General features: G+C 45.2%; 19 protein-coding genes. 10 read left to right on the top strand and 9 right to left on the bottom strand.

All coding sequences use genetic code 11. The features are described from left to right. Positions 1–404: 404 nt before the first annotated feature. The 8 genes from QZZ22_RS05625 (at position 405) to QZZ22_RS05595 (ending at position 9718) form a co-directional block, all read left to right on the top strand. Positions 405–1004, top strand: a complete 600-nt coding sequence (locus tag QZZ22_RS05625) for a restriction endonuclease subunit S (RefSeq protein WP_292463310.1) — start codon at positions 405–407, stop codon at positions 1002–1004. Beyond that, complete coding sequence (locus tag QZZ22_RS05620; protein WP_292463308.1) at positions 988–2556, top strand: type I restriction-modification system subunit M; 1569 nt, start codon at positions 988–990, stop codon at positions 2554–2556. Before QZZ22_RS05625 ends, QZZ22_RS05620 begins: the two co-directional genes overlap by 17 nt. Then, on the top strand, positions 2553–3593 hold the full coding sequence (locus QZZ22_RS05615; protein ID WP_292463307.1) for a virulence RhuM family protein: 1041 nt from the start codon (positions 2553–2555) through the stop codon (positions 3591–3593). Before QZZ22_RS05620 ends, QZZ22_RS05615 begins: the two co-directional genes overlap by 4 nt. Further along, a complete protein-coding gene (locus QZZ22_RS14070; protein WP_342765081.1) occupies positions 3583–3960 on the top strand; it encodes an ORF6N domain-containing protein in 378 nt (125 codons plus the stop codon). Before QZZ22_RS05615 ends, QZZ22_RS14070 begins: the two co-directional genes overlap by 11 nt. A gap of 69 nt (positions 3961–4029) precedes the next feature. Further along, on the top strand, positions 4030–5010 hold the full coding sequence (locus QZZ22_RS05610; protein WP_292463306.1) for a restriction endonuclease subunit S: 981 nt from the start codon (positions 4030–4032) through the stop codon (positions 5008–5010). 242 nt (positions 5011–5252) lie between these two features. Then, positions 5253–5783: a hypothetical protein gene (locus QZZ22_RS05605; RefSeq protein ID WP_292463305.1), complete on the top strand. Its 531-nt coding sequence runs from the start codon at positions 5253–5255 to the stop codon at positions 5781–5783. Positions 5784–5795: 12 nt separating this feature from the next. Then, entirely contained in the window at positions 5796–8996 is a 3201-nt protein-coding gene (locus tag QZZ22_RS05600) for a type I restriction endonuclease subunit R (protein ID WP_292463304.1), read from the top strand. Continuing rightward, positions 8993–9718 carry a SprT family zinc-dependent metalloprotease gene (locus QZZ22_RS05595; protein ID WP_292463302.1) on the top strand — a complete coding sequence of 242 codons (726 nt, stop codon included), beginning with the start codon at positions 8993–8995 and terminating at the stop codon, positions 9716–9718. The genes QZZ22_RS05600 and QZZ22_RS05595 overlap by 4 nt, the downstream gene beginning before the upstream one ends. Positions 9719–9736: 18 nt before the next feature. Here the strand turns inward: QZZ22_RS05595 and QZZ22_RS05590 are convergent, their stop codons facing one another. From QZZ22_RS05590 to QZZ22_RS05580, 3 genes are all read right to left on the bottom strand, one after another. After that, on the bottom strand, positions 9737–10852 hold the full coding sequence (locus QZZ22_RS05590) for an ORC1-type DNA replication protein (protein WP_292463301.1): 1116 nt from the start codon (positions 10850–10852) through the stop codon (positions 9737–9739). A 125-nt stretch (positions 10853–10977) separates the two neighbouring features. After that, positions 10978–12159 carry a cysteine desulfurase gene (locus tag QZZ22_RS05585; protein WP_292463300.1) on the bottom strand — a complete coding sequence of 394 codons (1182 nt, stop codon included), beginning with the start codon at positions 12157–12159 and terminating at the stop codon, positions 10978–10980. Positions 12160–12200: 41 nt separating this feature from the next. Continuing rightward, positions 12201–12356, bottom strand: coding sequence for a hypothetical protein (locus QZZ22_RS05580; RefSeq protein WP_292463299.1), 156 nt, complete (start codon positions 12354–12356; stop codon positions 12201–12203). Positions 12357–12568: 212 nt separating this feature from the next. On the opposite strand from QZZ22_RS05580, the gene QZZ22_RS05575 reads away from it, so the two are divergent. Both QZZ22_RS05575 and QZZ22_RS05570 read left to right on the top strand, forming a co-directional pair. After that, on the top strand, positions 12569–13846 hold the full coding sequence (locus QZZ22_RS05575; protein WP_292463298.1) for a YcaO-related McrA-glycine thioamidation protein: 1278 nt from the start codon (positions 12569–12571) through the stop codon (positions 13844–13846). Further along, positions 13843–14520: a TfuA-related McrA-glycine thioamidation protein gene (locus QZZ22_RS05570; RefSeq protein WP_292463297.1), complete on the top strand. Its 678-nt coding sequence runs from the start codon at positions 13843–13845 to the stop codon at positions 14518–14520. The genes QZZ22_RS05575 and QZZ22_RS05570 overlap by 4 nt, the downstream gene beginning before the upstream one ends. Positions 14521–14545: 25 nt before the next feature. Here QZZ22_RS05570 and QZZ22_RS05565 read toward each other — a convergent pair whose 3' ends face one another. From QZZ22_RS05565 to QZZ22_RS05540, 6 genes are all read right to left on the bottom strand, one after another. Further along, on the bottom strand, positions 14546–15364 hold the full coding sequence (locus QZZ22_RS05565) for a metal ABC transporter permease (RefSeq protein ID WP_292463296.1): 819 nt from the start codon (positions 15362–15364) through the stop codon (positions 14546–14548). Between the two features lie 13 nt (positions 15365–15377). Further along, entirely contained in the window at positions 15378–16127 is a 750-nt protein-coding gene (locus QZZ22_RS05560) for an ABC transporter ATP-binding protein (RefSeq protein ID WP_292463295.1), read from the bottom strand. Further along, complete coding sequence (locus tag QZZ22_RS05555) at positions 16128–17090, bottom strand: zinc ABC transporter substrate-binding protein (protein WP_292463294.1); 963 nt, start codon at positions 17088–17090, stop codon at positions 16128–16130. A gap of 64 nt (positions 17091–17154) precedes the next feature. Next, positions 17155–17577 (bottom strand): metal-dependent transcriptional regulator, encoded by a 423-nt coding sequence (locus QZZ22_RS05550; RefSeq protein WP_292463293.1) that lies wholly within the window; start codon positions 17575–17577, stop codon positions 17155–17157. A gap of 112 nt (positions 17578–17689) precedes the next feature. After that, a complete protein-coding gene (locus tag QZZ22_RS05545) occupies positions 17690–18043 on the bottom strand; it encodes a DUF1622 domain-containing protein (RefSeq protein WP_292463291.1) in 354 nt (117 codons plus the stop codon). 80 nt (positions 18044–18123) lie between these two features. Continuing rightward, the gene (locus QZZ22_RS05540) at positions 18124–18303 is read right to left on the bottom strand and encodes a hypothetical protein (protein ID WP_292463290.1); all 180 of its coding nucleotides are present in this window, start codon (positions 18301–18303) and stop codon (positions 18124–18126) included. Positions 18304–18610: the final 307 nt, after the last annotated feature.

Genomic DNA, 18610 nt, shown 5'->3' with positions numbered 1-18610 from the left:
TATACTAAATTTATACTAAATATGTTTACGCCATTATAGCATTTTTAATTACATTTAGGTTAAATGATGATTTTGTCTCATCACCAGTTAAACATGTTTGCCTTTTTCAATCTAACGTTAGTGAATCTAACTGGCATCCTACGCGTCCCAAGGCCCTAAATGAAACCCCCTTATAATCAAATAATTAAGAGTACACACAGAACTCTTAAATATGATACATGATGGGGATTGTTTTTGCCAAATTTGGATTATAGTTATTGATTTTAATAGTTTCTACAGAACCATAATCCGTAGGAAGTCCTGATGCAGAGTGAATGAACCGTAAATCGAGATAATTGTATAGCTGCAATTTTAGAAATTACTTAACAACAGTTTAATATACAGAAATGGCATTACTGCAATATGTGAGCACGGCAATAATTAGTGATATAGCAACAGTGCAAATGGGGTACTCATTCAGGTCCCGGCTTGAAGCCTCTGAAAACGGAAATATTGCAGTCATCCAGATGAAGGACCTGCTTGATGACAACAGTGTGGACTTCAGTGGGTTGATGAGAATCGATATGCATAATCTGAAAGAGCAGCATTTTGTCCGGAGAGGGGACTTGGTTTTCAGGTCCAGGGGCCAAGTAAATACTTCTGCAGTTATCCGTGATAATCCTGGAAAATCTGTTATTGCTGCACCCCTGCTAAGAATCAGAATTACAAATTTTAAAAATGTTCTTCCGGAGTACCTGAACTGGTACATCAGCCAAGCGGATGCACAGCGCTATCTGACTTCCGTGCAGGCAGGAACATCTGTTAACATGATAAGGAGCAAAGAGCTGGAAGAGATGCCTGTTCACCTGCCTTCTTTGAAAATGCAGAATAATATTGTCGAGCTGGCAGCATTATCCGCCGGGGAGCGGATGATATTGAGCGCACTGGCTGAAAAACGAGGGAGATACATTTCCGTACTGTTAATGCAGCTTGCAAAAGAGGATCAAAATGATGAAACAAGTTGACCAGAAAGATATCAACAATGCAGCCTGGGCGGCGTGCGACACGTTCAGGGGAGTTGTTGACCCGGCACAATACAAGGATTACATTCTTGTTATGCTGTTCCTGAAATACATATCCGATGTGTGGCAGGACCATTACGAATCATACCGGGAGCAATATGGAGACGATGATGAGCGTATAAGACGCAAGCTGGAACGTGAGCGGTTTGTTCTTCCGGTTGTAAGGTTGATCGAAACCGATGAGAAGACAGGCGAAGAAACATTGCTGGATGAGTTTCCTGCCACCTATTACAGCCTCTATGACCGCAGGGCTGCCGCAAACATCGGCGAGTTGATCAATATTGTGCTCGACCATATTGAAGAGTCAAACAAGAGTAAGCTTGAGGGAGTTTTCCGCAACATTGACTTTAACAGCGAGGCAAACCTGGGAAAAACAAAGGACAGGAACAGGCGCCTGAAGCAGCTTCTGGAAGACTTCCACAAACCACAGCTGAATATGAAGCCAAGCCTTGTTTCGGAGGATGTGATCGGGAACACCTACATATACCTGATAGAGCGCTTTGCTTCGGATTCCGGTAAGAAGGCAGGGGAGTTCTTTACCCCGCCAAAGGTTACGGAACTTGTTGCCAGGCTTGCCAGGCCAAAACCGGGAGATCGTATATGTGACCCTGCATGTGGCTCCGGCGGCCTTCTGGTCCAAGCTGCCAGACAGATAAGTAGCCGGGATTTTGCTCTTTTCGGGCAGGAGTCGAATGGCAGTACCTGGGCACTATGCCGGATGAATATGTTCCTGCACAGTTTTGACAGTGCCCGCATTGAGTGGTGTGATACGCTGAACAGCCCGCTTCTGGTGGAGAATGACCGCCTGATGAAGTTCAATTGTGTTGTTGCCAATCCGCCCTTCTCACTGGACAAGTGGGGTGCCGAGAATGCGGAAAGCGACCAGTACAACCGTTTCTGGCGTGGCGTCCCCCCAAAAAGCAAGGGAGACTGGGCATTCATCAGCCACATGGTTGAAATCGCACTGGAAAAGGAGGGACGTGTGGCTGTGGTTGTGCCCCACGGAGTTTTATTCAGGGGAGCTCAGGAGGGCCAGATCCGCCGGAAGATGATCGAGGAAAATTTGCTTGACGCAGTTATCGGCCTTCCGGGAAACCTGTTCCCCACCACCAATATTCCCGTAGCCATCCTGGTATTTGACCGCTCACGGGAAAATGGAGGAGCCAGGGAGGACTGCAAGGGTGTGCTCTTCATCGATGCCAGCCGGGAATTTAGGTCCGGGAAGAACCAGAACACGCTTTCGGACGAGCATCTGGCAAGGATCATGGAAGTGTACGATTCCAGGAAGGATGTGGATAAGTATGCCCATACGGCAGATTTTGGAGAGATCAAGGAGAACGACTTCAACCTGAATATCCCCCGCTATGTGGACACCTTCGAGGAAGAAGAGGAGATCGATATCGATGTTGTCCAGAGAGAGATCGACGAGCTGGAAAGGGAGCTGGCAGAGGTTCGGATAAAGATGGCTGAGAAGCTGAAGGAGATTCAGCGATGAGCGAGAGTAGTAAAAAATTAATCCGCAACAGCACTGCGGAATTTCTCATCTTTACAGGGCAGGCTGGCGAACAGAGCATTGAAGTGAGATACGAAGATGAGACTATCTGGCTATCCCAGAAAATGATTGCAACTTTGTTTGAAGTGAGTATCAAAACAATAAGTGAGCATTTGATAAATTGCTACAAACAGTCTGAGATTAATAAAAATGAAACCATCCGGAAATTCCAGATAGTTCAAACTGAAGGTTCAAGAGAAGTCAAAAGATCGGTCGATTTTTACAATCTTGACGCTATAATTTCTGTAGGATACAGGGTTAATTCGATACGTGCAACACAGTTTCGTCAATGGGCTACGAGAGTTTTGCACGACTTTGCCATCAAGGGCTATGTGCTGGATAAGAAGCGTATGGAAAATGGTTCCTTCCTTAACGAAGATTATTTTGAGCATCTTCTTGAGGAAATTCGAGAGATCAGACTCAGTGAGCGCAGGTTTTACCAGAAAATTACAGATATTTACGCCACCAGTGTGGACTACAATAAGAATGCACCTACAACTAAGGCATTTTTTGCAAGAGTACAGAACAAGTTGCATTTTGCCATACATGGACACACAGCAGCCGAACTTATTGTGGAGAGAGCAGACAGTACTAAAACTAACATGGGGCTTAGTACCTGGGAAAATGCACCAGATGGTAAGATTTTGAAAAGCGATGTTTCAGTTGCGAAAAATTATCTTGCAAAAGGTGAACTGGAATCATTAGGACGTATCGTTAACGCCTATCTGGATCTGGCAGAGGAAAGGGCACGAAGAAGAATACCAATGACAATGGAAGATTGGGCTAAACGTCTGGATAAGTTCCTTGAGTTTGATGATCGGGATATTCTTCATGACAGTGGAAAAATAACTTCCAATGCTGCTAAAGAATATGCTGAAAGTGAGTTCCAAAAATACCGCATTGTGCAGGATCAGATGTTTGAATCAGATTTTGACAGAATGATCAAGGATTTGCCAAACAATCCAAAGTATGAGGAATAACAGGTACGGAAGATTTGATGAAATTACCTCAAACAAAATCACAAAATCCGGAATTGGAATCATGAGTCAGAATCAGATTAACACGTTAACGAATTATGCTGAAACCAGAAACCTGAGGTGCATGATGCTGTTTGCTGAATCGTCCCCTGATAATAAGATTATCGTTCCACTGGCACGACAATTAAGCTGGTCGCAGTTTGCTACCGGTTCAGGAAACAATAACTCTGATTTTAGATTCCAGTTAACTGCGGAAGAATATAAGGTTTTGAGGTCACAGATTGTTACCTCAAGTTCGGAACGCGAAGGATGGCACTATTTACCTTACGCCTTTACAGAACAGGGCTATCAATGCTGTCTACGGTATTGAAAAGCGAAACTGCATACCCCCGAAGTCACCCCCTATGTTACCCCTGAAGTTACCCCCGAAGTTTTAAGGATGATTCAGATGATTACCGGAAAAATTATATTGCCTGATGGATGGGAAATGCACCATTTGGGAGAGCTATTCTCATCCCGAAAAGAGAAAGGAATTGAAGGATTACCCACTTTATCCGTCACCATAAACAATGGTTTAGTAGATCGTTCTTCAACTGAAAAGAAAACAGATACAAACCTTTCTCCGCAGGAGCATTTGCTAATTCGCAAAGGTGATTTAGCATATAATACGATGCGCATGTGGCAGGGAGCATTTGGACTGGCCGATTATGACGGATTGGTAAGTCCTGCATATGTGGTACTATCCCCTACAGATCGCGTTGACTCTAAATTTGCCTTTTACTTGTTTAAATCTCCAAGAATGATCTATTTCTTTTGGGCATACTCCTACGGTTTAACAGGAGATAGATTACGATTATATTTCAATGACTTTATAAAAATTAAACATGTAATTCCTCCCCTCCCTGAACAAAAAGCCATTGCTGACCTACTCTTCACATGGGATGAAGCCATCGAGAAAACTGAAAGGCTGATTCGGGCGAAGGAAAAACGACTGAATGCTTATGGAAAAGAACTCTTTGATCTAAAAAATGAAGGAAAACTCGATGGTTGGAAACAAATTGCACTGAAAGATATTCTCACAGAACATCAGAACAAAAGCAATGGGGATGAAGAAGTTTATTCTGTTTCAATCAATAAAGGTCTTGTTAACCAAGTTGAACACTTAGGTAGATCGGTTTCTGCAACGAATACAGGACATTATAATCAAGTTCACTACGGAGACATTGTTTATACAAAGAGTCCTACAGGAGATTTTCCATTTGGCATAGTTAAACAAAGTCATACAAGAGAAGATGTCATCGTTTCTCCACTCTACGGAGTGTTTACTCCTATTGATTTTTCATTAGGGGTGATGATCGATTTTTACTTCAGTTCACCAACACGAGCGAGGAATTATTTGTTTCCGATTATTCAAAAATGAGCAAAAAACACTATCGCAATCACAAATAAAACATTCCTTAGTAAGAAACTGTATCTGCCTTTAGACAAAGAAGCTCAAAAAACCGCCTCTGAATATGTATTCACGGCAAAACAAGAAATCGACCTGCTCAAACAACTGGCAGAGAGATACAAAACTCAGAAACGCGGCCTGATGCAGAAGATGCTTACGGGCGAGTGGCGGGTGAAGAAAGAGATAATCAGACAGTATTCCGGGGCGTGACTATGGCAAGAAGAAGGCTGAATTCCCTGGAAAAAACAGAACTTATCGCCCTGGTGAAGGACATGATGGAACTGTCTGCTGACAATAAGCTCTTTGTCAGGTCGGCGCTTGCAGATGCCGAAGATATTGAAGTGGAGAAGTATAAGAAGAAAATATCCCGTGCCCTGAGTTACAATATGCGGGGAACGAAAGACTGGGACCTTAAAGAGGCGGGGCGCATTATCCGGTATCTTGAGAAGGCCACCGATGATCCGATTATCAGGGCGGACGTTTATGTGCATACGGTGGTACAGGGGCACAGGATTACCGATGAACTGGGAGATATTGACCAAGACTACTACATTTCAATGGAAGATTTCTATGAAGACGCTGCAAAATGGGTTCTTGCTGCGCAAAAGCAGGGGCACGACATTACACTTCTGAGGGAAAGCCTGCATGAGGTCATGTTAAAAGCAAAGAATGTTGGCTGGGGATACGGCGACGAGCTGTCACGTCTCTGGTCAGAATACTTTGAAAACAAGGATGCAGAATAAGGAGGAAAAAACATGGATACATTCGAGACAAACGAAAAGGCCCTTTCCCATATTCCGGCAGTACAGCTTCTCATAAACCTGGGTTATGAGTATTTAAGTCCGGGCGAGGCGCTGAAGGAAAGGCAGGGCCGCACGTCCAATGTACTCCTTGAGAGCATCCTGCGCAGCCAGCTGAAGAGAATAAACCGCATCCAGTACAGGGGAAATGAGTACCTGTTCAGCGAAGAGAACATCCAGTCTGCCATCGAGAAGCTGAAGAACATCAGGTATGACGGACTGCTGAAGACCAATGAAATGGTATATGACCTCCTGACCCTCGGGACGGCAATGGAGCAGGCCATCGAAGGCAACTCCAAAAGCTTTAACCTGAACTACATCGACTGGCGCAACCCCGAGAAGAACAGCTTCCATGTAACCGTTGAGTACAGCGTCCAGCGCTCCAGAAGCACCGAGACCGTGCGCCCGGATATCGTGCTATTTGTCAACGGAATTCCTTTCTGCGTAATAGAATGCAAGGCCCCGCAGGTGGATATCGGGCAGGCCGTATCACAATCCATCAGGAACCAGACAGATGAACACATTCCAAAACTCTTCACTTATGCCCAGCTGCTTCTCGCCATAAACAAGAACAGTGCTATGTATGCAACAGTCGGAAGTGCTGTAAAGTTCTGGAGCATCTGGAAAGAAAAACAGACGCAGGCAGGAACCCAGGAGTTTGAAAAACTGCAGGAGCTGGTCAGCAAGCCGCTGAAAAAAGATATCATCTCCAGAATATTAACCACCCTCAACGCAGAACCCGAAATACTGGAAAAAGAACGCCTCGTCACCGAACAGGACAGGTCGATATATTCACTCTGTCGTCCTGAAAGGTTGCTGGAGCTGGCATGGAAATCCACCGTATTTGATGCAGGCATCAAGAAGATCGCCAGGTATCAGCAGTATTTTGTAACAAGATCAACCCTCAGGCGCATAAAACAATTCAACGAAGACGGATCGCGCAAAGGCGGAATCATCTGGCACACACAGGGATCAGGCAAATCCCTGACAATGGTCATGCTGGCAAGAACTCTTGCCCTTGACCCCGAAATAGTAAATCCCCGGATAGTGCTGGTAACAGACAGGGACGATCTGGATAAGCAGCTCGGCAACACATTTGCAGCCTGCGGCCTTGAAGTCGAACGTGCCACCTCCGGGCGCAACCTTCTGGAGCTTATCACTGAAAAACAGTCATGCATCATAACCACTCTGATCCACAAATTTGACAAAGCCTATGCCGCCGGGAAATATCAGGATGACTCGCCTGACATCTTCGTGCTGGTCGATGAAAGTCACCGCACCCAATTCGGATCGTTTTCCGCACGCATGAGGCAGATGTTCCCCAATGCATGCTATTTGGGATTCACGGGAACCCCCCTGATGAAAAAGGAAAAGAACAGCTTCACCAAGTTCGGCGGACTGCTTGAACCTCACTACTCCATTACACAGGCCGTTGAGGACGGTGCTGTAGTGCCACTCCTTTATGAAGGAAGGCATGTGGAAATGACACAGAACCAGGCAGCAGTCGATCTCTGGTTCGAGCGCCATACTCAGGGACTCACTGACCAACAGAAAGCCGACCTCAAACGCAAATATGCCAGGGCGGAAATGCTGAACAAAGCCGATCAGGTCATCTACATGAGGGCGTTCGATATCAGCGAGCATTACCGTGCAAACTGGCAGGGGACCGGGTTCAAAGCCCAGCTTGTCGCTCCCAGCAAGCCTGCCGCCCTGAGATACCACAATTACCTGAACGAAATAGGCATAATTTCATCAGAGGTCGTCATTTCCCCGCCGGACATGCGTGAAAGTTACGATGAGACCGATGACGAAGCAACCGACGAGGTTGTCAAGTTCTGGCAAAAAATGATGAGACGTTACGGGAGCGAGGAAGAATACACAAAACAGCTTATCAACCAGTTCAAACACGGCAGCGATCCGGAAATACTGATAGTGGTAAGCAAACTCCTGACAGGATTTGACGCTCCGAAAAATACCGTGTTGTATCTGTGCAGAGTATTAAGAGAGCACACCCTGCTTCAGGCAATCGCAAGGGTCAACCGCATTCACGAGGGGAAAGAGTTTGGCTTCATCGTAGATTATGCAAGCATACTCGGAGAACTGGACAAAGCACTGACCATGTACAATGCATTTGGAGGCTTCGACGAGTCGGACCTTGCAGGCACACTCAGTTCGATAAACAGGGAAATCGAAAAACTGCCAGGCAGATACTCTGACCTATGGGACCTCTTCAAAACAGTAAAACATGCCTATGATGAGGAAGAATACGAACTTCTGCTGGCAGACGAACAGCTCAGGGAAGAATTCTACGCCCGCCTTTCCGAGTATTCCAGAAACCTCGCAATTGCCCTGTCTTCCGACCGCTTTCTATCAGAAATTGACGAACAGACACTATCCAGATACAAAGCCGACCTGCGAAAGTTCCAGTCTCTGAAAAATTCAGTCAAACTGCGATATGCCGAAGCAATCGATTACAGGGATTACGAGCCAAGAATTAAGAAGCTTCTGGACACCCACATACAGGCGAATGAAGTGATACAGCTCAACAAGCCCGTCAATATTTTCGATGATGAAATGTTCGATCAGATAAAGGAAGAACATGGAATATACGAAACAAAAAAGACTGCTTCCTCCCGAGCTGACACCATAGCACATGCAACCAAAAAAGTAATCATTGAGAAAATGGACACAGACCCCGCATTCTATGAAAAGTTCTCAAAGCTCATCCAGCAGGCCATAGAAGATTTCAGAGCAAAGAGAATCTCAGATATGGACTATTTGAATAAAGTCACAGATATCCGGAATAAAGTCGTTGGAAAAGTACATGATGAAGTGCCACCTCAGCTGACTGATAATGAAGATGCTATGGCTTACTACGGAGTGATAAAACCACTTATTAAAAACCATGGACCCGACGGGAAGGAGCTTGAAGCTATTACCGCCGATACGGCTGTAGCCATTCATGCAATCATTAAAAAACACAGCAAGGTCAATTTCTGGGATGATGAAGATGCTCAAAAACAGACTGAAAATGAAATTGACGACTATTTCTACGATGAACTAAAGAACGGAAAAGGTATCGATCTATCACCCGAACAAATGGACAGGATTATCGAAAAAGTCCTGCAGGTTGCAAAGCACAGGAGCTATAGATGACCGGGGCAACAAATTGCGAAAACAGGTCATTTATCTACGGTCAGAAAACAATTGAATACCGGCTAATTTACGCAAAAAGGAAAACACTGGAAATCGCAGTCCATCCAGACAGTACTGTAATTATTAAAGCGCCGGCTGGCTCTGAAATTTCACTAATTGAGAAAAAGATACATAAAAGAGCGCGGTGGATCTTAAAACAGGTGGATTATTTCCGGCAGTTCACTCCAAAAACACCAGAGCGACTTTACATCAGTGGAGAGACACATCTGTATCTTGGAAAACAATATCGTTTAAAAGTTATCAAGGGACAGAAAAATAGCGTCAAACTTTCCAGGGGAGTTTTTCAGATCACTTGCAGAGATGAACTTAAGCCGGAATTGGTAAAACGACTTATGAAAAAATGGTATTCAGAGAAGGCAAATATTCAGTTTGCCGAAAGTATTGAAAGATGTTGGCCAAAATTTAAGTTTTTGGGCTTTGGCAAACCTTCAATTTCTGTAAAACACATGAAAAAAAGATGGGGAAGCCTGTCTGAAAAAGGTACTATGACATTGAACACGGAACTTGTCAAGGTTCCTAAACAATGCATTGATTATGTTGTTATCCATGAGCTATGCCATTTAAAGTATCATGATCATAGTCCCGATTATTACAGGATGCTTGATTCATTGATGCCGGGCTGGGAGAAAATAAAGCATAAACTCGAGCTCAGCATGGCTTAGAAACAAAACTCCAATGAATTAATGTTCAAGACACTTCAGGATATCCTGAGAGTTGTATCTTGCTTTTATAACCCGCGTTCTGCCACGCATGCCCTTGCCCGAGAAGTCTGCATCCAGGAACTGAGAGGAGTTCATCTTTTCGATGATCTCATAAAAGCGCGTATATCCAAGTCCTGTGATTTCATGGAAGGACTTGTAAAGGTCCCCGGCCTGCAGGTCCCCTCCCTTTGCTATCAGACCAAGTAAAGTCCTCTCATGTTCGGTAAGAGAGCGAATGCTGCGGCAGAGATATGTTAGGCGGGACGCATCATAGGCTTTTTCAACATCCTCAACAGAGATAGTGCGGCTTGCCCTGCGCTCTGCATTCAATCCCGAACGCTTGAGCAGATCGATACCTACCCTCAGATCGCCTGTAGCACTCACATGTTCCACTATGCGCTCATGCACTTCATCCGGCACTACGTTCTGATAAAATGCATGTTGTACCCTGTTACGGATAATATCCCCTATCTCACCCGGACCGTATCGAGGGAAATTTACCTCTTCCGGTAAAAATACAGAGCCTACCCGGGGATCGAAATTGTAAGAAGTGCCCACATCACTAATAATAGCAATTACAGAAACCCTTGCACCTGGGTACTGTTCATGGGCCCGCAGCAGCGAATACATCACTTCATCTGCATGCCCTTCATGGAAAAGATAGTTTATGTCATCAAGGGCAACCACCAGTATCTTATTGGAATCCACAAGATGCTTCAATACCTTCTCAAAGAGTTTTCTGAAAGCGACACCTGATGTAGGCGGTTTGATATTGACCAGTTTTTCGTAGATTCGGGAAACTACCGCAAAACGTGTGGAATCCATCTGGCAGTTTATCTTTGCAAAGACCACATTATCCGTATGTTCCTTCATCTCATTGAATACTTTCTGGACTGCAGTGGTCTTCCCGGTACCAGGAGGGCCTTTGACAAGACAGTTCACCGGCCTCATTCCACGCATGGCGGGCTTCAGGCTGAACTTGAGAGCCTGTAACTGGGATTCCCTGTGTGCGAAATATTCCGGGAGGTAATCCAGCTCAAGAACCTCACCATTCCTGAATATAGTCTCATCCCACAGAAGCACGTCCTTGGTCACTTGTAAGCCTCTCTTTTGCATATAAAAATAATACTATTCCGTAATCCAGCTTTATAATTATATAAATATAGCCTGCCCATAATAACTTTTTGCTTTCATCATTACAGCCAGCTTTCAACAATGCCTCACGCAACGAATGCGGCGATATTGAGGACAGTATCAACAAGCTGGTCAACTTCTTCCTGTGTATTGTACAATGCGAACGAAGCTCTCACGGTGCCATCCACTCCGAGGAACCCTATCCCGGGAATAGCACAATGATAACCACTACGCACACATATTTTCCTGGTCTGGTCAAGTATCATGGCAACATCGTGCGCATTCATACCGGCGACATTGAAAGGCACAACAGATGACCGCTCTTTTGGTCCGTAAACTTCCACCCCGTCTATCCCTGCAAGCCTGCGGGCAGCATCCCGGGCAAGCAGCACTTCATGTCTTTCGATATCCTTCACCCCGATATCCCTCACATATTGGACTGCCCTACCAAGACCAATGACTCCAGGCATATTGGGAGTACCGGCCTCGAACTTTGCAGGGCTCGCCTCGATCTCATATCCTGAATCGGTCACCGCACGGACCATTCCCCCTCCAAGGAACAACGGCTCGATCATATCCGGCTCTCTGATATACAGCACACCAGTACCCTGTGGCCCCAGTAAGCCTTTGTGACCCGGGGTCACAAAGAAATCAGGAGCCATAGAATCTAAGTCTACGGGCATATGCCCTGCAGACTGGGACCCGTCCACCAGCACCTGGACATCTTCCCCGTGAGCGGCTTTGATAACCTTGCTTACATCCTGTATGGAACCAAATACATTGGACACCTGAGTGACTGCTATCAAGCGCGTACGGCTGGTGATTGCAGAACTTATGTCCCCATGATTAACAACACCGGTAATATCTGGTTTTACAATTGTGAGGTCCACTCCCTCATCTTTAAGCCGCATCCAGGGAAGAAGATTGGAGTGATGTTCCACAAGGGTGACTATCATATGGTCGCCAGCCTCCCAGGGAAAACCTCGTGCAACAACATTTATGCTTTCTGTTGCATTCCTTGTGAATATAGTCTTTTTTACATCTGCATTCAGGAAAGCTGCGACACATTCCCTTGCATCCTCATAATGGTTTGTGGTCTCACGGGCAAGCCTGTGGGCTCCTCTGCCATGATTACCTGCATACTTAAAAAAATACTCCTCCATAGCCCGGACCGCAGGTACCGGAGTCTGTGTGGTGGCTGCATTATCCAGATAGATAACTTCTTTAAGCACTGGAAAGTCTTCCCGGATGGAGTGGACATCGTACATAGGAGTCCTTACGTCAAGAAAATAAAAATAGTTTTGCAGGCCTATTTTGCCTGCAGTCCGCCCACCATGAAGCGGCAGAGATCCATATCCTCGTCGTTGAGATCATCTGATGAAATCCCGGCGATAACTGTATGGAAATTGGATATAAAACAGCCGACATCGTCAGATCTGGTCTTATTTTTCCTTTGGTCTCTCATAATTCCTCCTGTCTCTCATTTATAGATTAACCAGATAAGCACTTTATATATATTTTGCATACTTTATGTTGCTATCCGATTGAACACTACAATTGGTGGAACATATATATATAGTTGTTGTTAGAAGAAGGAGTCATCGGAATTAACCTTTAAATAAGTAAGAGATAACATTGTCGCAAGAATTTAATACATGCAGGAGACTTTGCCTAAACATGCCAGAGATAATTATAGACAAATCGCTTTTATATATCAGGGGGACACAGCGAGTCTTCGAAGAAGAAGCCACCCTTGAGCGGGCAAAAAACAGCCTCAACAGGATAGGAGTCACCAGGGTTGCCGACATAACGGATCTTGACAGGATAGGGGTACCTGTTATCACAACGGTGAGGCCAAGTGCCGCAGAGGGAGCGATTTCCATATATTCAGGCAAAGGTAGCACAGAAAAGCAGGCACGCATCTCGGCAATGATGGAAAGTTATGAGAGATGCCTCGCAGAGAGAAGCGGCCAGAATAAGGATGTAAAAGAGGAGATTTCCGCATCGTACTTTATAGATACTTTTGATAATGCATTTGCCCGGGGCCCGGCAGTAGACCCTGCAACCCTGCTGTTATCCGAAACATATTCCCCGGAGCACCTGATAGAGTGGACTACCGGATGGGACATGTTGAAAAAACAAGAAGTAGCTGTTCTGGCAAATGCAATATTCCATCCGTATAACGCACCTGGCAGGGCAGCGAAACTTTTCAGGTCCAATACAAATGGACTTGCTGCCGGCAACATACCTGAAGAAGCAATACTTCATGGATTGCTTGAAGTTATTGAGAGAGATGCTTTAAGTACTGCTGAATTTAATAGATTCCCTGGCAAAGAGATAGTCCTGACAGCAGGAGATGGAGAGAACTATGAACTGCTGAGAAGGTTCCTCGATAACGATGTTGATGTTAAACTATGGATTCTGCCGCATGATACAGAGATAACAACTGTTGTTGCGGCTACGGATGACTTGAGATTGAAGGACCCGGCATTGCTTGTTATGGGGGCAGGGAGCCACCTGAAACCCGAGATAGCAGTAAAAAGGGCTCTCACCGAGGCGGCCCAGTCAAGGGTCGTTCAGATACACGGTGCTAGGGAAGACACTGACCGTGAGAGCTTTGTGAGACAGATAGGCTACGACAGAGTGAGGCGCATGAACAAGTACTGGTACGAGGAGGGGGAAAAGGTCACGATGGATGAAATAAAAGACCTTTCGGGAAGCAGTCCTGCAGAAAATATCGGAACTACCCTCAAGCAACTCAGTCATGTCGTGGACAGCGCCATAATCGTGGATCTCTCCAGGGAGAATATACCAGTTTCTGTTATCAGGGTTATCATACCAGCCTTTGAGATGTACTCCCTCGACAGAGAGCGCATGGGAAACAGGCTTAGAGCCGGAAAGAAACAGAAAATGGCTCCTGATGAGCGTCCCTGGAGACGACAGGTCAGAAAATGAATGCAAAAGCAAGCAAGGCGTTAGTATTCACAGGTACGAGCATCAGCCATGAAGATGCAAGGAAGAGACTCGATGTCGAGTACCAGCCTCCCGTATTCCGGGGAAATATAGAGAACGCAGTCATGGCAGGTTATACTTTAATTGGCATTATTGACGGAGTGTTTTTCAGCAGGGCGGCCGTTGCTCACAAGGAGATAGTCCGGGCGATAGATGCAGGAGTTACTGTTGTGGGCGGAGGCAGCATGGGCGCCCTGCGTGCTTGTGAACTTGATGTCCACGGCATGATTGGCGTTGGGAGAATTTATGAGTGGTACAGGGATGGAATCATTGAAGATGATGACGAGGTTGCGGTGGCAACCAATCCGGACACATTCGAACCTGTTTCAAGCCCAATGGTGAATATGAGAGAAACCCTCCTTGCTGCATCCAGTAATAATATAATTGATGAAGAAAGCTGCATCGCCCTGATATCACTTGCCAAAAAGACACATTACACTGAAAGGAGCTATTTTGGATTGACAAAAGAAGCCATCCGGAAGGAGATAATACCGGCAGAAAAGGCTGCAGAGCTTCTCAACTACTGCAGAGAGCATGAGGCAGACATAAAGAGGCAGGATGCGGTGCTCGTCCTTGATAAGATCAAGGAGCTGCTGCTCGAAAACAGTATTTCATAAGTAAACGTGCAGATGAGTTATCGGCTCATCTGGTTACACTTTTTGGTCTGACTGCTTTGTACACGAAATGAAGCAGGTATGCTGCTGACATTACAAGGATAATTGTCGCACCTGAAGGTACATCATAACTATAGGATAGTGCCAACCCCATTATACTGAAGGACGCGCCAAGGAGGATGGACATGTACATCATCTTTCTCAGGTTCTTCGTGTAATGGCTGCTCAGGGATGCAGGCATAGTAAGCAGTGCTATAATGAGTATGATCCCCACAACCTTGATGAGAAGGACAATTGTTAACGCTATCAGACAAAGTAATAATAAATAAAGGCGCTCCACATTGATACCTGCGACCGTTGCAAATTCCTCGTCAAAACACAGGGACATGAATTCCTTGTAATAGGCATATACTACAAGGATAATCACCGCATCAAGCGCAAGCATCAGGTAGATGTCCGAGAGCGGTACTGTAAGTATATTACCGAAAAGATAGGTCATAAGGTCGGGAGCATATCCGGGAGTAAGATAAATGAGAATGATACCTATAGCCATTCCCAGTGACCACAGTATGCCAACTGCAGTATCTTCGGCAACCTTTGTTCTTTTACTTGCGAGTCCCATGGCAATAGCTGCCAGCAAGCTGAAAGGTATCAGTCCGTACATAGGGTTGACACCAAGATAGTACCCCAGGCCAACCCCTCCAAACGAAGCATGGGAAATACCACCACTCAGAGAGGAAACTTTTTTGACAACAACATACACGCCGATGATTCCACAGGCGATACTTGCAAGGACTGCTGCCATAATAGCATTCCTCATAAAACCATATTGCAGTATTTCGAGCATGGAACGTTTCCCCTCAATGTAGTTTCAAGACCCTGTGAGGAACACCATGCGCTATCAGCTCTACCGGGCATTGGTATGCCGCCTCAAGATCAGCAGGGCTCAATTCCTTTGAGTTGTGATAGTGCAGCCTTCGATTCAGACAGGCGACCTTGTCAACATAAACCGACAGAGCGCTCATGTCGTGAGTGACAAGAAGAATAGCAATTTCCGATTTAAGCCGGTTAAGAAGCTCATAGAACTCCTTCTGGCGTTTTGAATCTATCCCGGTTGAAGGTTCGTCCAGGATCAACAATTTGGGATGTGTCACAAGCGACCGGGCGATAAAGACCCTCTGTTTCTGTCCGCCCGACAGTTCACCGATCTGGCGGTCCCTGTAATCAAGCATATCGACTATTTCAAGGGATTCATAGGCAGCTCTCTTGTCACTTTCATTATATCCCCTGAAGGGACCTTTATGCCCTAAGCAACCCATGAGAACAACTTCCCATACACTGATGGGGAAATCGAGATTAGAAGAGATATACTGGGGCACATAACCCGCATACTTGCGAGTCCTTTTAGGATCGTCCCCCAGAAGTTTGACCGAGCCACGATCAGGTTTGATCAATCCCAGGATAACTTTGAGGAGGGTGCTTTTGCCACCTCCGTTGGGGCCGATTATGGCAAGGAAATCCCGGTCCTCAACTACAAGGTCCACTGCTTCAAGCACAGGAACGTTGCCATAACTTACCCATACATCCTTGAGATCGATCACTTCAACCATTTAAGCCAATCCTTTTTCAAACGCTTCGGATACCTTTGCAAGGTTATCTATATAATCTTTTGCAAGGGGATCGACAGCCACTACTTCTGCATTTATTTCAGAGGCTATAGACTTAGCACTTGTGGCACTGAAACCAGGCTGTACGAATATTACAGTAATATTTTTCTCCTTCGCCGTATCTATCAGGTGCTGCATATCCTTTGCACTGGGCTCCTTACCTTCCATCTCTACGGAAACCTCCACAAGACCATACTCGTCTGCGAAATAGCCCCAGGAAGGGTGATATACCATGAAACTGCTACCCTCTTTCCCGGCGAGGGTTTCTCTGATAATGGCGTCTGCAGCATCCAGTTCTGCAAGATAGGCATCCCGGTTCTGAGCATAGAGCTCCCTGTTATCCGGGTCTATCTCCACAAGACCTGAATAGGTATTGTTGACCATTATCTTTGCTTCCATAGGAGATGTCCAGATATGAGGATCTTTCCCGCCAGTTTCATTTGCATGGTCTCCACCTTCATCTTCTTCATCGTGATTTTCTTCATCACGCCCTTCTTCGTCATGTTCCTCATCATTATGGGAATGAGCCTCCATTGCCTTGAGCTTGATACCGCTTGACGAATCAACTATCAACATATCTGGATTCTGGGCAATCAGCCTGTCCATCCATACGTTCTCAAAGTCCAGTCCTGAGCCTACTTTCACATACATCTGAGCCTTACTCAGGTCCCTGAGCTGTCCCGAGGTGATCTCATAGGTATGAGGGTCTGCACCCGGGGGAACCATAACGAGTACCTGGACCTGATCCCCGGCAACCTTTTCCACGAATTCGGCCTGCGGAAGGATGCTCACAGCAACTATCGGTTTGTCCGATGAGGCAGATACTTCCTGATTGTCAACGCAACCACTCGTGATTACAAGTCCTAAAGATAGGAACACTACTAATAACATAATTAATTTATTCATTTCATACCTCCATTTAGCAATACTACCAAATATGTTGGTCACATACCAAACATATGAGCATAAATCAGGGAACCCCACAGGACACATGGCGTATCTTTCCACATACGCTTGCCATAGGATGACCCATAGAAGTGCATATCTTATCTATTGCGGCTTTTGAAACCAGGGACTCGAACCTAGAAGTTTCCTGACATGCTTCCTCTGCGGACAGACCATAATGACTAAGCATCAGGCTCAGTATATTGTGCCGATTGACAAGGAATTCAGCATACTTCAGGCCCTTTTCAGTCAGTCTTACACCTCTGTAGGGTATATGCTCCACAAGCCCGGTCTCAGCAAGATCCACGATAGTCTTGGTAGATGTTGAAGGATCCACCTGCAACTGGGTAGAGATATCTGTAGTTCGTACAAGTCCTCCTTTCTTAAAGAGGAATTTTAAATACTCTACTTTCTTTGGAGAAAGCTCAAGCCCTGTGATATCCGGCATGCATTTGGAATTACAAACAGGACATATATATTTGTTTGGATTTGCAGCCAAAAAGAAGGATTAAGTTTGCATACACTCCAAGTATTGTACAAGCCAGGGAATAGATGAAAGGTTACTCTTGGAAAGAGTATTCTTCAACCTCTTTACTGAGAAAATAAGCCATTATAGTCCGTATCAGAACGACTGCACCAAGAGTCAGAATCTCCTCGACAGAGGGATCCAGCACAGTCCGGATAACATCTGCGGCAATCAGGAACTCCAGGCCGAACAATATCTTATCTGTGAAATGGTGTCTGATGTGCGCATAAGTATAGTTGGCCCTCTGCACCTCATGGAGAAGAATTTCAATAGTAGAGACAATGCCACCATAAATGATCATCGCCAAGCCTACCATAACAAAGAACAGTTCAAAAAGGCCAAGGCCCAGAGACCCCCATTCCATTAAAGATTCTGTCCCAACTATCATACAGTGTCCCATTAAGATTAAATGTTCTTTTATATTAATACATATTTATAGAGACATTCCTACATAACAAAGGAGGACACTCAGGGAAATCCGGGATAAATGAATGCTTCGCGCACCAATGAAAGGAAATCCGCAATCTCATCAGAAGACATCGACATCAAAGCTAATATCAAAAGCATCACAAGTACTTCGGAATAATCAGGGATCGATTGCAAAGCATGCACAAAGACGCCTGAGCTCTTGTTAGCCGATTGTGACATAACTATCCCAGATAAAGTTCTGTTCTACTACAATAAAAGAGTTGCGAGTTCTATAACTATTTATAATTATATTTGCCAAAAACTGACAGAATAGAACCAAAATCAAAAAATTACCTCCCGAGATATTGCTGCCCAGTCAGAATAGGATGTCTCACACAAATCCTGTAAACCGGAGCATTCCTTAAATAGGGGTGCATTTTTCCCCAGCCCGTCACTCTACTTGATGATACGCCTACTTGAGAGGATCCTTATGTTAACTGCTGATTAATTTAAAAGGATTTAGAAATTGACGATAGGTATTATGAAT

The sequence above is a fragment of the Methanolobus sp. genome, from assembly GCF_016278365.1.
GTDB lineage: Archaea > Halobacteriota > Methanosarcinia > Methanosarcinales > Methanosarcinaceae > Methanolobus.
The sequence above is the reverse complement of the archived record's forward strand: the minus strand, read 5'-3'. Positions and strand labels throughout refer to the sequence as shown.